We start from the raw sequence: 15,239 nt of genomic DNA, 5'->3' as shown, positions 1-15,239 counted from the left end.
AGAGGTTTTGTTGTGGTGTTGTATAGGTATATACAACACTTGTTGAGTGTAATTATAAGGACAAAATGTACTCAACAAGGCTCACTTCGTGAATGAGCTCCATTTTTTTGCGCAAACGATATCGTTTTATCTCTACACTTCTTACAGAGATGTTAAGTAACGGTGCTATTTCTTTAGATGATAAGTTAAGTCTTAGGTAAGCACACAGCCTTAAATCATTTGGTGTAAGTGCAGGATGTTTGGCTTTAACCTTTTTCAGGAAGTCTTTATCAGCATTATTAAATGCTTCTTTAAACATATCCCAAGTGTCATCTTCGTTAATATTTTTGTTTATAGTACTAATTACCGATTTGATATTCTTGTCACCATCAGTAGTTTTTTTCAGGTCATCTTTAATCATCGAGAGTAGCTCGTTTTTCTTTATAAGATTCATAGTAGAAACCGCTAATTCTCTATTTTTATTTTCGAACTCTTGTTGTAGCTGTTCATTTTTAATTTTCATTACTTCCTGATCGGTTTCTAATTCTTTAATTTCTAGTAACCTTTCATTTTCTTCAATGAGTTTCTCTTTTTGTCTATGGTAATAATTTTGATAGGATTTGTTTATAAAATAAGCAGCAATAAGTGCAATTATTAAATATATAACAAGAGCTATAGTGGTAGCATACCAAGGTTTTAATACTGTAAAACTGTATTGTGCAGTATTGGATATAGATTTACCTGTGCGTGCCCTAACTTTAAAGGTATAACTACCAGGTGTAAGGTTTTTAAAGTTTGTAAATGATTTAATATTCCATTCACTCCACTCTTCTTGAACTCCTTCTAAAAGATACTGAAATTCGGCATTTATATATTTATTATACTCTGGAACAGCATACGAAAAAGTAAAATTATTTTCAGAGTATTTAAAGCTCCCTTCCGTATCTATAGGGTTATATACTAGATTTTTATTCATAATGTTACTCGATACATTTGTAATCGACACATTATATTTTTCAAACTTTAAATTATTAAGGTTTATAGTATAATAACCATCTGTAGTACCTATAAGATATGTGTTAGATGTTATTTGAGTAATGTTTTCGTACCCTACCATAGAATTGGTAAGTGTAGAGGGAATGGGAATTACATTGTGTTTTAAATCGGTGTTTAATTTACCTGATGTGAAATAGTTAATATAATTTTTTGAAAAAAACCAAAGTCTATTAGTATTATCGGCCGTTAGCTTGCCCGATGTATATTCGTCTTTCAGGAATATTTCACTAATGCCTTTATCTTTATTAAACTTTTTAGTGGTTAAATCTAATTTAAAAACGCCATCTTTAGAGGCATAATATATTGCATTATTATACTTACAAAGACTTGCATTTTTACCCTTTATGGGGGTTTTGTAAGTGAAAAAATCATCTACTTTAGTGTAGTCAACGTCTACAGTTATTCTAAAAACACCTTTATATTCGTGACTTATATAAATATCATTGTTTTTACTTACTTCAAAATATCGACTAGAGTAGTCAAAGCCCTTTATCCAGTTTTTAAAAGTCCACTTGCCATTTACTTTTTCTAAAATAGAAATACCATGATAATTGCCCTGTAGTAATAGATTTGGGTTTTTAGGATGTTTTTCAAACTTCCATGTTCCTGAAGTAGAGAATATTTGAGTAGCTATACCGTTACTGATAGTGTAGGTGCCAGAATCGTGACAGCAAAACAATGTTCCGTCATAATTATATAATGACCATACTTGACCTTTAGTACCAGGTATAAACTTGAAGCTTTCTGTAGTTCCGAAGGTTTTATAAAACAATCCTTGATTTGTACCTACATAAAGCATATCATTATGATGGATAGAAGTATATACTGTACCTAAAAAACCAGTGTCATCTACAAAGCTTCGTACTGCCGATTTTAAATTAATACAGTTGATACCATTATCTAAACCTATCCATAAATTTTTATCATAATCTTCATAAAGTGATAGCGCAGTATTATTGCTAAGTCCTTTATTTTGAGTTATATGGTATATTATCTTGCCTGCTTTATCTAATATAAATATACCGTTTGATACTGACCCTAGTGCAAAGCTACCGTCAGTAAGCATTTTACTACTATATATACTGCTCGACTTTAGTTCATCATCAGCCTCTGTAGCCCAAGGTGTAATTTTACCATTATCATATTCATAAAAACCATTGTATTGCGTTTGTAGTAATAAGTGTTCATTTTTAGGAAAGATATTTACAATTTTATTACTCTTAATTATGGTATTATCACTAATTAGCTTGCTTTTACCGTTTTCAATTTCATATAACCCTGTGCCAAATGTTTGATATAAAATAGTATTGTTTACAATAAATACTTTGTTTATACCTGCATTTGATTTTATTACTTTAAATGTTTTTTCTTTTGTATTGTATATAAATATTTGGTCTAGCGATTGAAATATAACCCAATGGTCATATTGTGTAATATTCCAGAATTGTTCATCATCTAGTATTTTGTTTTTTACAGCATCGCTTAGCGAAAAATAATGTAGTTTTCCATTAGGTTTACGCTCCCAATAACCAAACTCCATATAGCAACCTGTATAAATGCGATTTTCTATACATTTTACAGATCGCATTATTGTTTCATTAGGGGTGTGGTATAATGTCCAGTCATTACCATTGTACTCCATTAACCCTTCGTTATTGGCAAAATACATGAAATGATTGCTGTCTTGGCTTATCATCCAGTTTTGATTCCCTGCACTATAGGTACTAGTACTGTATTTAAGTATAGGAGGTAAATCTTGCGATTGTACACATAGATTAATTGTAAGTAATAATATGAGGATGATTTTTTTTAGCAAAATCTATAGAATTAGTTAGCGATTGTTTTACGAATATACCTAAAAAGAGAGTAATTGTATTTTAGGAAATACACTTTTTTTAAAGTACAGGTAGTATATTATATAAAAAACCGCCTTGTTTTAATTAGGCGGTTTTTTCCATCATGAAAATAACAAATACTTATTTTTTTACAAAACGTGTTGTGTTTTCTTTTCCATCAACAGTAGCTTTTATTATATACATACCATTAGTAAGTGTAGATACATCTATAGTAGCACTTGACTGTGCGGTAGATACTTCTATTACTTTTTGTCCTAAAAAGTTGTATATTTTTACATTCTCTATATTACCATTATCAGTAGCGATGTTTAGTGAACTTGTAGCAGGGTTAGGATAAATAACCATTTTTGAAGCTTTAATAACTTCATTTAAACTTAGAGTTCCTGAACTAACTACTGCATTGCCAAGAGCAGCCTCTTGAGTAGGGTTTGCATTTACACCTGTTACAGAGTAGCCATATTGAAAAATAGTAGCACCTGCAACAGTACCCGTTTGAGAAGTAAGACTGAAACTTTCACCACCAACTAATGGAGAGCTAAGGAATTGTAATAATTGATAATCTGCACTCAATATTTTAATAAAAGCTATACCATCATAACCATCAGCAAGTGTATTACTTATAGTGCTTCCTGTAAATGTAACTGTTTCGCCTATAAGCGCATTATTTTCTACATAGGTATTTCCTTCAAACACTTTTGCACCATTTTCACCGTTAGCCCAGTAAGGGTCAGTTCCGTCTCCATAAGCACTAAAGTTAGGGTGAAGTATAAGGGTATTATCATCTGCATTTACTACCGTTTTAAGATCTGCAACACCCCATTCAGAACCACCAACATAGGTTGTCCCATCAAGTTCAAACCAGTTTGCATAGGCAACCAGTTCAGATGTAGCATCTACTGTTATATTCGTTTCTTCAGGATTTGTACCAGAAGTTTCGGCAGTTACAATAGCATTACCAAGAGCAGTCTCTTGAGAAGGGTTAGCATTTACACCTGTAACCGAGTAACCATATTGAAAAATAGCAGCCCCATCAATGCTCGCTGTCTCAGAAACAAGGCTAAAATTTTCGCCTGTCACTAATGGAGAGCTAAGGAATTGTAGTAATTGATAATCTGCACTTAGTATTTTAATAAAAGCAATACCATCATAACCATCGGCAAGTGTATTGGTTATTGTGCTTCCTTCAAAAGTTACAGTTTCTCCTAATAAAGAGTTGTTCTCTATATATGTGTTTCCTTCAAATACTTTTGCACCATTTTCACCGTTAGCCCAGTAAGGGTCAGTTCCGTCGCCATAAGCACTAAAGTTAGGATGAAGTGCTATTGTGTTCTCGGTAGTATTTACTACCGTTTTAAGATCTGCAACACCCCATTCAGAGCCACCAACATAAGTAGTTCCATCAAGTTCAAACCAGTTTACATAAGCAACTAAAGGAGCATCAGCTGCTATAGATACTGTCGTTTGTGCTTTAGCAGCACCAATCGTTAGTAAAGACATACCTAGTATGGTAAACGCCTTAACAAAGTTTCTTTTAAATTGTAATTTTAGATTCATAAAGACTTTAGATTTAGTTTTTATAAATGTAAGCAAACAACGAAAACGTTGTAAATTATATACCTATATAGAAACTCTACAAACCATAAATTTTAAGCCTAAATAATGTGTTATGTGTTATGTTTTATGTGTTTTTTTATAAAATTAATAATTATACTTTCTGTAAAAAAGCACTTTGATTATCATGATGTTGTGGTAATGTATAGGTGATTTTGATGTGTTCATTAGTGTGTTGTAGTCTGTAAATTTTACTTTAGCTACCATACAAAAGAGATATCACTATTATTCGATATCATATAACGATATAAAATACTTAGTCGTATTATTAGTTTAGCTAAAGAAATAGAGTAGTACTATGCGTAGTATAATTGAAATAATGATAATTTCAGATAATATGATAAATAAAAAAAGGGCTTTGCAAAGCCCTTTTTTTATTTATACGATTTCGGCACTAAGACCAGCTTCTAGCAATTGTGTGCACTGCGGTTTTAAATCGTCATACACACCTGTTTTAACAGTGCATTTACCTTTGTAATGCACAATAATAGAACACTGCTCAGCTTGCTCAGGAGTATGTTCGCATATTTTTATAAGCATATTAATAACGTGGTCAAAGGTATTAACCTCATCATTATATAATACAATTTCATTGTTTAAAGAGGTACTTTCTTCTACTAATACCTCTTCTAGAACTTCTTCTTTTGTACTCATATTCAATTGTTTTTATTCTAACTGCTAATTTACATATTTTAGCGCAACCCAATTATTACGTTGGTGTTTTTTTGTCAACGTTAATCCTTTTTCGGTACATGATGCATCAATAAAAGGGATGTCTTCTTCATAAAAACCACTTAAAAACAATGTTCCGTTAGGGTTAAGACAGTCAACATATTGTTGCATATCGTTAAGTAATATATTACGATTTATATTGGCAATAATAATATCATACTTTTTTTCTTGCAGTAAAGCTGCATCTCCTTCATAAACGTTTATTTCTTTACAATTATTACGTTCGGCATTCTCTATAGAGTTCAGGTAACACCAGTTATCTATATCAATAGCATCAATAGGACTTGCGCCTTTCATTTCGGCAAGTATTGCTAATATAGCAGTACCACAACCCATATCAAGGGTTTTTTTACCTTTCATTTCAGTCTCTAATATGTGCTGTATCATCATAAAAGTAGTTTCATGATGCCCTGTACCAAAACTCATTTTAGGCTCTATAACAATATCATACTGTACATCTTTCTTTTCATGAAACGGTGCACGTACATAACAAGTATTATCTACCTCGATAGGTTCAAAATTCTTTTCCCACTCTTCATTCCAGTTTACTTGGTCAATTTCTTCAAAGGTATATTCAATTTTAAAATCATCCGATTCTAGTATTTGAATATCATTTAGAATGTTTTCATCCCAGAGCTCTTTTTGTATATAAGCCGAAACCCCAGCGTCAGTCTCTATAAAACTTTCAAAGGGTGTTTCGCCAAGCTGCGCAATAAGTATTTCAACTCCTGGTTCTTTTGGGGTCACAGTAAAGTGATACCCTATGTATATGTTAGACATATTTTTATTTTTTGCAAAGGTAGTATAAGCTTTGCAAAAAATAATATTAAGTTTGCGGCAAAGTAAACACAACATGAAGAAATCGTTAATAATTATCTTGTTTATCTGCTGCTTTTCGGCTAATGCACAGGTAACTATTGAAAGAACAAAAACAAATAATGATATTAAATTGTCAGCGTTACCCTACTATAGTTATGGTAAAGGTTTAGGACTTACATCGCCAGATAGTCTTTTTCAATTTAATATCCGTTTCCGTATGCAAAATAGAGCTACTTATATGCAAAATGACGGAGAAGAATCTGCTGTAGATGCACAAATACGCCGTTTACGATTGCGTTTTGATGGCTACGTGGGAGATCCTCGCTTCCTTTACGCTATACAACTTTCATTTGCTCCTGGTGATGTAGGGCAAGTTCATGAAGGAGATAATGTAAATATTATTCGAGATGCAGTTTTCTTTTATCGACCTAATAAGCATTGGAGTATTGGTTTCGGGCAAACAAAATTACCAGGAAATCGCCAACGTATAAACTCATCAGGTGCATTACAACTTACAGACAGAACTATAAATAATGCTCGTTTTACTATAGACAGAGATTTTGGTGTACAGCTACATAACTTTAATGAGTATGAAGATAAGTTTTCATACAACTTTAAAGCAGCTATAAGTATGGGAGAAGGACGTAACTCAACCAGAGAGCCTGATAACGGACTTGCGTATACAGGAAAAGCAGAGTTTTATCCTTTTGGAGTGTTTAAAAAGAATGGAACTTATTTTGAAGGGGACCTTGCCAAAGAGAGCACGCCTAAATTACTTATTTCAGGGGCTTATCAATTTAACAATAAGGCAAGAAGAACACGTGGGCAATTAGGTAATGATCTTTTTGAAAAGCGCGATATGCAGTCGTTACTACTCGATGCTATGGTAAAATATGCAGGATGGTCTTTTCAAACGGCATATATGCAACGAGTAGCAGATAATCCTGTTACTGTAAACCCCCTTGATGATACAGATATTGAATATGCCTATACAGGGCATGGTTTTGATTGGCAGTTGAGTTATTTATTGCCAAGCAATTATGAGTTAATAGGTAGGTTTTCTACTCAAAAAGTAGAAGATGAGATACATTATTATACACCAGATACTAATCAGTATAGCGTAGGGGTTACTAAGTATATATGGGAACACTCATTTAAAATGCAGTTAGAATTTAGTATTAACGATCTTTCTTATTACGATGGTACTTCGGGACAAGATTGGTACACAAGATTTCAAATAGAAATAGGGATATAAAGCAACAACTATATCGTTATATTTTTCCTAAATTTGCAATGGTTTAATTAAGAGACACACTATGTTACAGGCAGAAAGCACTATTGTTACCAGTTTAGAAAATTATTTTGATAAATTCAGACAACATATTATTGGTATAGACCAAGAGTTTGAATCGCCATACGGTAAGCAAAAAATTATATATACTGATTGGACTGCCAGTGGAAGGCTTTACCGCCCTATAGAAGAAAAGATAATTAACGATTTTGGTCCTTTTGTAGCCAATACACACACCGAAACTACAGTATCTGGTACTGCAATGACTAATGCCTATCATGAGGCACGCCATATTATAAAAAAACACGTAAATGCTGGTGCAGATGATATATTGATTACCGATGGTACAGGTATGACTGGAGTTATCAATAAATTTCAGCGTATACTAGGGCTTAAAGTTCCCGAAAACCTGAGAGCACACACTAATGTACCCGAAGAGAAAAAACCTGTGGTTTTTATAACCCACATGGAGCACCACTCTAACCAAACTTCTTGGCTTGAAACTATTGCTAAAGTAATTGTTATACCTGCCTGTCCCGAAGGGCTTATTTGTCTTGACAGCTTTACAGCATTATTAGAAGAATATAAAGATCATACTTTAAAGATAGCTTCGGTTACTTCATGTTCAAATGTTACGGGTATTAAAACACCATACCATCAAATTGCAAAATTAATGCATCAATATAATGGTGTGTGTTTTGTAGATTTTGCCTGTTCAGCACCCTATGTGGCTATAGATATGCACCCTGAAGATGAAGACGAATCACTTGATGCTGTCTTCTTCTCTCCGCACAAGTTTTTAGGAGGTCCTGGTACATCGGGCGTAATGGTGTTTAATAAAAAGCTATATAAAAATATGATACCTGACCATCCAGGTGGTGGTACAGTAAGTTGGACAAACCCTTGGGGAGAACATAAATATTTTGATAATATTGAAGAGCGCGAAGATGGCGGTACACCTGGTTTTCTTCAGGTTATAAAAACAGCATTAGCTATACGCTTGAAAGAGCAAATGGGTATAGATAATATACTGAAACGCGAAAAGGAAATTACAGATTACATTTTTGCCGAATTGGGCGAAATAGATAATATAAATATACTAGCCCCTCAACATCATAACAGGCTTGGTGTTATATCTTTTTTTATAGATAATTTACACTTTAATTTAGGAGTAAAATTACTTAATGATAAGTTTGGTATTCAAACCCGCGGTGGTTGCAGTTGTGCTGGTACATATGGGCATTACTTACTACATGTAGACCAAGAAAAATCGCACTACCTGACAAACAAAATAACAGAAGGCGACCTTATACAAAAACCAGGTTGGATAAGAATGTCAATTCATCCTACTACTACTAGCGAAGAAATAGCCTATGTATGCAAAAGCATAAAAGAACTTGCTGCAAACCACGAGCTGTGGGTAGAGGACTATAAATATAACAGGAATACTAACGAGTTTGTACATAAAAACGAATCACCCGATGCTGTAAGTAATAGTATTAAGCAGTGGTTTGAGTTATAGGAGCAGGGTCGTTTTTACGATGTTTAAAACGTTTATGTGTCCATAAGTAATACTCAGGAGCTTCAAGTATTTGTAGTTCTAAGAGGCGTATAAACTCGTCTGTAATTTCAAAGTTAGGTACTTCTTTAGGATTCTTATTAAAAGGAATAAATTCGGCTTTATAATAACCTCGCTTTATTTTGCTACCTTTTACAAACATGATATTCATATCTAGTTTTTTAGCAAGCATCTCGGCACCTACGTGTACAGGAACTTCCATGCCAAAGAAATTAGTCCAGTGGGTAGCACTTTGTAGTTTTGGCGATTGGTCACTTAAAAAACCATAATAGCCCAATACACGATCACGTTTGTGTCGTAGCATAGCAGGAATAGTACTTTTAGTATCTATAAGCTCACCTTCAAACCTGCCACGTATTTTTCGCACCAGTTTATCAAAGTATTTATTACGTATGGTTTTATATATACCAAAACCTTTATGGGTAGTAAGCGATTTATTCATTACTAAAAGCCATTCATAACTAGCATAGTGTCCGCATATAAGTGCTATACTCTTACCTTTTTTCTCAAATTCTTCTACAAGTTCTATATTGTCAAACGTAAAACGTTTTTTCATTTCTTTTTCAGAGATAGTCATGGTTTTTACCATTTCTACAAGGGTATCACAAAAGTGACTATAAAACTTTTGTTCTATTTTTCGTCGTTCAGTAACGCTTAGATGGGGTAAAGTAAGTTCAAGGTTTTTTCTTACAGTGTCTTTACGATAACCTATTATACGATAAATAAGAAGGTAAAGTATATCAGATAAAAAATATAGTATCCTGAAAGGAAGTATAGAAATTAAATAAAAGAGTGGATATAAAAGTATATAGGCTAATAATTGCATTATTCTTTTTTGCAAATATAGTTTTTATTATTAATTAATCTTTTGTTATGATTTTTCCTTATTGTATTAAACAATCATTAGTTAAATTTACACAAAAATTTATTAAATGGGTGATATAGATATCTTTTTATTGTTGTTAATTGGGGCAAATGCCATTGTGAGCTACAAAGGATTTAATGATATACTTTTTTTTAGAAAGTATGAGTTTCATATAGGTAGTATTAGAGCAGGGGAGCAGTACCGCATGATAACCAGTGCTTTTTTGCACGGCGACATGATGCACCTTATCTTTAATATGCTTACGCTTTACTTTTTTGCACCAATAGTTATATACCATTTTGGTATATTTCCTTTTATACTTATTTATTTTGGTAGCCTTATAGCGGGTAGCTTGCTAACGCTATATTTTCATAAAAATGATTATAACTATCGTGCCATTGGGGCATCGGGTGCGGTTATAGGGGTTTTATATTCGGCTATACTATTAAACCCAACTATGAAATTGTACTTGTTTTTTGCTATACCTATCCCAGCATACCTTTTTGGTATAGGTTATTTATTATACTCTATATATGGTATGAGGGCAAAGAACGACAACATAGGGCATACCGCCCATTTTGGCGGAGCTATAGCAGGTTATCTTATTACGCTTGCTCGCGAACCAGAGATGTTACAGAATAATACATTAATGGTTGTTTTACTAGCCGTGCCTATCGCGTTACTCTTTATTTTAGCACGATCAGGAAAGCTGTAAGGTAAAACTGGTATAACTTTTGAAATTCATACTAAAAACACTAAATAAAAAACACTATGAAAAAAATTGTATTAGCCTTACTTGTTGTAACAAGTACCTATATGGGGGCACAAACGGTAGCTCAAAATGCACCGAGACAAATAAACGTATCTGGCGAAGGTAAAATAATGGTCGTGCCTGATGAGGCAGTAATAACTGTTGGAGTGACTAATAGCGGAACAGACGCCGCCGAAGTAAAAAAAGAAAATAGCATTGTTATAGACAAGGTAATAAAGTTCCTTAAAAAAAGTAAAATCTCTGAAAAAGACTATCAAACACAAAGGGTATACCTTAATCGAAATCAAGATTATAAAACAAAAAAATATTCTTTTACAGCATCACAAACAATGACTATTCATTTAAAAGACTTGTCTAAATATGATGAAATCATGATGGGGTTAACAGATGTAGGGATTAATAACATACAAGGTATTCAGTTTAAAACATCAAAGCAAGAGCAGTATGAAAGCGAAGCGCGTATAAAAGCTGTAGCAGATACTAAAATGAAAGCAGAAGAGTATGTAAAGGCTACTGATATGTATTTGGGATATCCGTTGGTAATTAGCGATAATACTCAAAATAACTCATATCCAAGACCTATGTATGCTATGGAAATGAAATCGATGGCAGGAGATATGGCGCAAGAAACACTTGCCGTAGGAGAAATAACTATAACTGCTAATGTTAGTATCACTTATGAAATAGAGTATTATGATATTAAGAAAAGATTAGATAGATACAGAGAAGCTAGAGAAGAATAGAGGCTGACGTGATAGCATAAAAAAATCCTGAACTATTTAGTTCAGGATTTTTTTATGTGTTGTATTTGCTCTGTTAGCGTTAAAACGTATAAACTGCACCAATAAGATTACCATTAAACGTTAATGATAATGATGTTTTGAGCGGCTTTTTGTTATTGTACTTTTCATCATATTTTCGGTCTAAGTAAATGTCTATTGCTTCTACTACAAAAAAGCTTGTAGCCCAGCTTAAAAAAACATCACTAGCCCAGTGCGCATCGGCATAAATTCTAGAAGCTCCTGGCACGATACCTACAGCGTAGATGCCTGCTTTTATCCAAATATTTTCAAACTGTTTTGCTATTACATGGGCATTTGTAAATGTTAGTACACCGTGCCCTGAAGGAAAAGAACGATATTTTGCACTCCCTCCAAAGGGACGAAAATGATTTTTCCCTAAATCAGACCCTGGTCTCGCTCTACCAACGGCAGATTTTGTTAATTGCTGCAAAAAACCCGTTGTGGTTGCTGCAGATATTAAAAGTACGCCTGTACGTCTTAATTTTGGGTTTTTGCTAAATAACCCTGTTAGGTATACTGCTCCCGTAAAACCATAGTTGTTTTGTGGGCTACCTGCATACCATCCGTAATTCAATAGTACATTAGGAACATCTTTTTTATGGTTTAAAAATTCTCGACGAATATTGTCGTCTACAAGATACAAACCATAGGTACTTGCAGCAACTCCTCCTAGTTTTAAAAAATCGTCTCCTTGCCAATGTAATGGTCTTGTATAGGTATACCCAGCAGCCTTAAATACATTTCCCATATCATAAGTAAAGTCTTGCCATATCGTTTTATCAGAACGGTCAGGAACAACAACGTTATTTTGCGCTATTAATAAACTTGGGGTAATAACGAGAAGTATATATATATAAAGTAGTTTATTCATGTTTTGTAGTTATATAAAGAGCACAAAGGTAATATTTATATCTTCTAAAGTTTATTATATTAAAAAAGGGAATCATCTTTACGATAATTCCCTTTTTGTGGGGAGAGCAGGATTCGAACCTGCGAAGGTTTCCCAGCAGATTTACAGTCTGCCCTCGTTGGCCGCTTGAGTATCTCCCCAATTTTAGGCTGTAATACTAGTAGAAGTATTCCCTAAATGCGGATGCAAATATACAGTTGTTTTTTTATTAAACAAATATAAATTTGCCTATTTTAGTAACTATTTTGTAACTTATTGTAGGTTAAATAAATAAAAAATCTCCCAGAGGAGATTTTTTATTTATGTTATATAGCTTTAGAAAATTACTCTCCTAAAAGTTCTTTTACTTTAGCTTTTAGTTCTTCGCCTCTAAGGTCTTTAGCGACTATTTTTCCGCTAGCATCTAATATAAAAGTAGCTGGTATAGATTGTACACCATATTGCTTAGCAATAGGATCTTCCCAGAATTTTAAGTTAGATATATGGCTCCAAGTAAGGTTATCATCAGCAATAGCTTTTTTCCATGCATCTGCATCTTTATCTAAAGATACTCCAATGATGTTAAGCCCTTTTTCGTGTAACTCGTTATACATAGCCACTACACTAGGATTTTCTTTTCTACAAGGTCCACACCATGACGCCCAAAAGTCGATAATGGTAACTTTACCCATAGCATCTTTTAGAGATACTGTTTTACCCTCTGGGTTAGGAGCAGAAAATTCAGGAGCTATATTACCAACGCTAGCAGCAAACATATCGCCAATTTCTTTACCTTCTTTTGTGTTTTTCACCTCATCATCAAGACCATCATATAGCTCTTTTATTTGTGCATCATCAAGATTTCTAGAGTTCATTAATCGCGGAAATATTAAAGCGTTAATGTAAGCTTTAGGGTTGTTTTTAATGAAGTCAACAGTGCTTTTTTCCATGTCATCAGCAATAGCTTTATACTCATCATTAAGTCTTTTCATTGCTACTGTATCATTCTTTTGGGTAGCTTCCATCATTAAAGGAGTATTATCAGCTTTAAATTTAGAAATTTCCTGATTTTTAGCCTTCATTGTTTTAGAGTACTCATAAAGTTTTTCATTGTTATATGTACCACCTTGAATAGAGTTATCTAAAGTGTCCTTATTTATGGCTATAGTAATCTTTCCGTTTTCTAATATTAAACTAGCTTTTTGATCAGGTATTCCTTCAAAGCTAAGAAAATGTAATGATGGAGCAGAAACAGTATCTTTAAAAATAAACCTTCCATTTTCTACTTTTACTGTATCTACAGGTGTAAAGCCTGTATATCCGCCTTGTTTTTCAAGTATTACATTTTTACCATCCATAGAGGCATCTGCAATAGTACCTGTAATTTCATATTCGTTTTCTGCTGGTTTATCACAGGATACAAAGGCTGCTGATAGAGCAAGAAATAAAAGAATTTTTTTCATAATTATTATGTTATTTTAGTGCTGCAAAAGTATTCAAAAATCGGATTGTTGCAGCTTCACCCGAAAATTAATTTAAAGTTTTATATTTTAAGCAGGTTCTACTGTGTTAAGAGTAGTTTTTACAGCTGTATTTTTTATACCTCCAAATCCTTTTTCTACATTAATCATATTATGATATCCTCTACCTTTTAGTATAGATGCCATAATAACAGAGCGGTAACCACCAGCACAGTGTATGTAAAAATCTTCTTCCTTAGGTACTTCTGCTAGCTGTTCGTTAACAAAGTCTAAAGGTATATTTAGAGCATCTAGTATATGTCCATTATTATATTCGCTTGGTTTGCGAGAATCTACTACTGTTATTTTATGCTTTGCATAGTTCTCTGCAAAAACTTCAGGAGTTATAGAGCGAACATTGTCAGTTTCATAGCCTACTGTTGTCCATACTGCTATACCACCATTAAGGTAGCCCAATGTGTTATCGAAACCTACTCTCGCTAATCGTGTTATAGCTTCACTTTCTTTCCCTTCGGGCGTTACTAATAGTAAGGGTTGTTTAACATCGCGTATTAAAGCACCCACCCATGGGGCAAAGCCACCATTAAGTCCTATAAATATACTACCAGGTATATGTTGTGCAGCAAAATCTATTTCTGTTCTTACATCAAGTATAATAGCTACTGAAGTTTCTGCCATGTTTTTAAACTCTTGCGGGTTTAACGCAGTAAGCCCTTTGTTCATTACAGTATCAAGACTATCATAACCTTGTATGTTTAGCATTACATTTTGAGGGAAATAAGCAGGTGGTGCACCCAGCCCATCAAGAAGCTCTGCTGTAAATTCTTCTTTGGTCATATTTGCGCGTAACGCATAATTTGTTTTCTTCTGGTTGCCCAGTGTATCAGTTGTTTCTTTGCTCATATTCTTACCACAAGCACTCCCCGCGCCATGGCTAGGGTATACTATAATATCATCGGGTAATGGCATTATTTTATTTCGCAAAGAGTCATACAAGTGTGATGCTAGCATTTCTTGAGTAAGCTCTTCTGTAAGTGCTTGTGCAAGGTCAGGACGACCTACATCGCCAATAAATAGCGTGTCACCTGTTATTATGCCATGCATTTCATTATTTTCATTTATAAGTAGGTAGCAGGTACTCTCTAGTGTGTGACCAGGAGTATGTATTGCTCTTATAGTATAGTTACCAACTTTAAACTCTTGCCCATCGGTAGCAATAATCGCTTCAAAATTAGGCTGCGCCGTAGGTCCATAAACAATCTTTGCACCTGTTTTTTGTGCCAAATCAATATGCCCTGATACAAAATCGGCATGAAAGTGCGTTTCAAATATATATTTTATGGTAGCATTATCTTTAGTAGCCTTATCTATATAGGGCTGTACTTCTCTAAGTGGGTCAAATATGGCAACTTTGCCATTACTCTCCAAGTAGTATGCTGCTTGTGCTATACAGCCTGTATAAATTTGTTCCAGTTTCATTTTTAACTTATTAATTGTAATAACTAC

General features: G+C 33.7%; 12 protein-coding genes and 1 tRNA gene. 4 read left to right on the top strand and 9 right to left on the bottom strand.

Annotation, left to right across the window (positions count from 1 at the left end; genetic code table 11):
• Positions 1–52: 52 nt before the first annotated feature.
• The 4 genes from DVK85_RS11710 to prmA all read right to left on the bottom strand — a co-directional run bounded on the left by DVK85_RS11710 (position 53) and on the right by prmA (position 6,014).
• Positions 53–2,851 (bottom strand): triple tyrosine motif-containing protein, encoded by a 2,799-nt coding sequence (locus DVK85_RS11710; RefSeq protein ID WP_317048215.1) that lies wholly within the window; start codon positions 2,849–2,851, stop codon positions 53–55.
• A 160-nt stretch (positions 2,852–3,011) separates the two neighbouring features.
• Positions 3,012–4,445 carry a T9SS type A sorting domain-containing protein gene (locus DVK85_RS11705; protein ID WP_114678614.1) on the bottom strand — a complete coding sequence of 478 codons (1,434 nt, stop codon included), beginning with the start codon at positions 4,443–4,445 and terminating at the stop codon, positions 3,012–3,014.
• 435 nt (positions 4,446–4,880) lie between these two features.
• Entirely contained in the window at positions 4,881–5,156 is a 276-nt protein-coding gene (locus tag DVK85_RS11700) for an ATP-dependent Clp protease adaptor ClpS (RefSeq protein WP_114678613.1), read from the bottom strand.
• Positions 5,157–5,180: 24 nt separating this feature from the next.
• Complete coding sequence (gene prmA / locus DVK85_RS11695; protein WP_114678612.1) at positions 5,181–6,014, bottom strand: 50S ribosomal protein L11 methyltransferase; 834 nt, start codon at positions 6,012–6,014, stop codon at positions 5,181–5,183.
• A 73-nt stretch (positions 6,015–6,087) separates the two neighbouring features.
• Between prmA and DVK85_RS11690 the strand changes: the two genes are divergently transcribed.
• Positions 6,088–7,308: a porin gene (locus DVK85_RS11690; protein ID WP_114678611.1), complete on the top strand. Its 1,221-nt coding sequence runs from the start codon at positions 6,088–6,090 to the stop codon at positions 7,306–7,308.
• Between the two features lie 61 nt (positions 7,309–7,369).
• On the top strand, positions 7,370–8,866 hold the full coding sequence (locus tag DVK85_RS11685) for an aminotransferase class V-fold PLP-dependent enzyme (protein WP_114678610.1): 1,497 nt from the start codon (positions 7,370–7,372) through the stop codon (positions 8,864–8,866).
• Here the strand turns inward: DVK85_RS11685 and DVK85_RS11680 are convergent.
• On the bottom strand, positions 8,844–9,764 hold the full coding sequence (locus DVK85_RS11680) for a lysophospholipid acyltransferase family protein (protein WP_317048214.1): 921 nt from the start codon (positions 9,762–9,764) through the stop codon (positions 8,844–8,846). The genes DVK85_RS11685 and DVK85_RS11680 overlap by 23 nt on opposite strands.
• A gap of 91 nt (positions 9,765–9,855) precedes the next feature.
• Between DVK85_RS11680 and DVK85_RS11675 the strand changes: the two genes are divergently transcribed.
• Together DVK85_RS11675 and DVK85_RS11670 are read left to right on the top strand one after the other, a co-directional pair.
• The gene (locus DVK85_RS11675; RefSeq protein WP_394338154.1) at positions 9,856–10,503 is read left to right on the top strand and encodes a rhomboid family intramembrane serine protease; all 648 of its coding nucleotides are present in this window, start codon (positions 9,856–9,858) and stop codon (positions 10,501–10,503) included.
• 56 nt (positions 10,504–10,559) lie between these two features.
• Positions 10,560–11,303, top strand: coding sequence for an SIMPL domain-containing protein (locus DVK85_RS11670; protein ID WP_114678608.1), 744 nt, complete (start codon positions 10,560–10,562; stop codon positions 11,301–11,303).
• 79 nt (positions 11,304–11,382) lie between these two features.
• On the opposite strand, the gene DVK85_RS11665 is transcribed toward DVK85_RS11670, so the two are convergent.
• The 4 genes from DVK85_RS11665 to DVK85_RS11650 form a co-directional block, all read right to left on the bottom strand.
• On the bottom strand, positions 11,383–12,234 hold the full coding sequence (locus DVK85_RS11665) for a phosphatase PAP2 family protein (protein ID WP_205431357.1): 852 nt from the start codon (positions 12,232–12,234) through the stop codon (positions 11,383–11,385).
• A 98-nt stretch (positions 12,235–12,332) separates the two neighbouring features.
• Positions 12,333–12,413 (bottom strand) — tRNA-Tyr (locus DVK85_RS11660).
• 183 nt (positions 12,414–12,596) lie between these two features.
• The gene (locus DVK85_RS11655; protein ID WP_114678607.1) at positions 12,597–13,715 is read right to left on the bottom strand and encodes a redoxin domain-containing protein; all 1,119 of its coding nucleotides are present in this window, start codon (positions 13,713–13,715) and stop codon (positions 12,597–12,599) included.
• A gap of 87 nt (positions 13,716–13,802) precedes the next feature.
• Positions 13,803–15,212 carry an MBL fold metallo-hydrolase gene (locus tag DVK85_RS11650; RefSeq protein ID WP_114678606.1) on the bottom strand — a complete coding sequence of 470 codons (1,410 nt, stop codon included), beginning with the start codon at positions 15,210–15,212 and terminating at the stop codon, positions 13,803–13,805.
• Positions 15,213–15,239: the final 27 nt, after the last annotated feature.

Source organism: Flavobacterium arcticum (genome assembly GCF_003344925.1).
Lineage (GTDB): Bacteria > Bacteroidota > Bacteroidia > Flavobacteriales > Flavobacteriaceae > Flavobacterium > Flavobacterium arcticum.
Note: the sequence above shows the minus strand (reverse complement) of the source record. Positions and strands in the feature narration are given on the sequence as shown.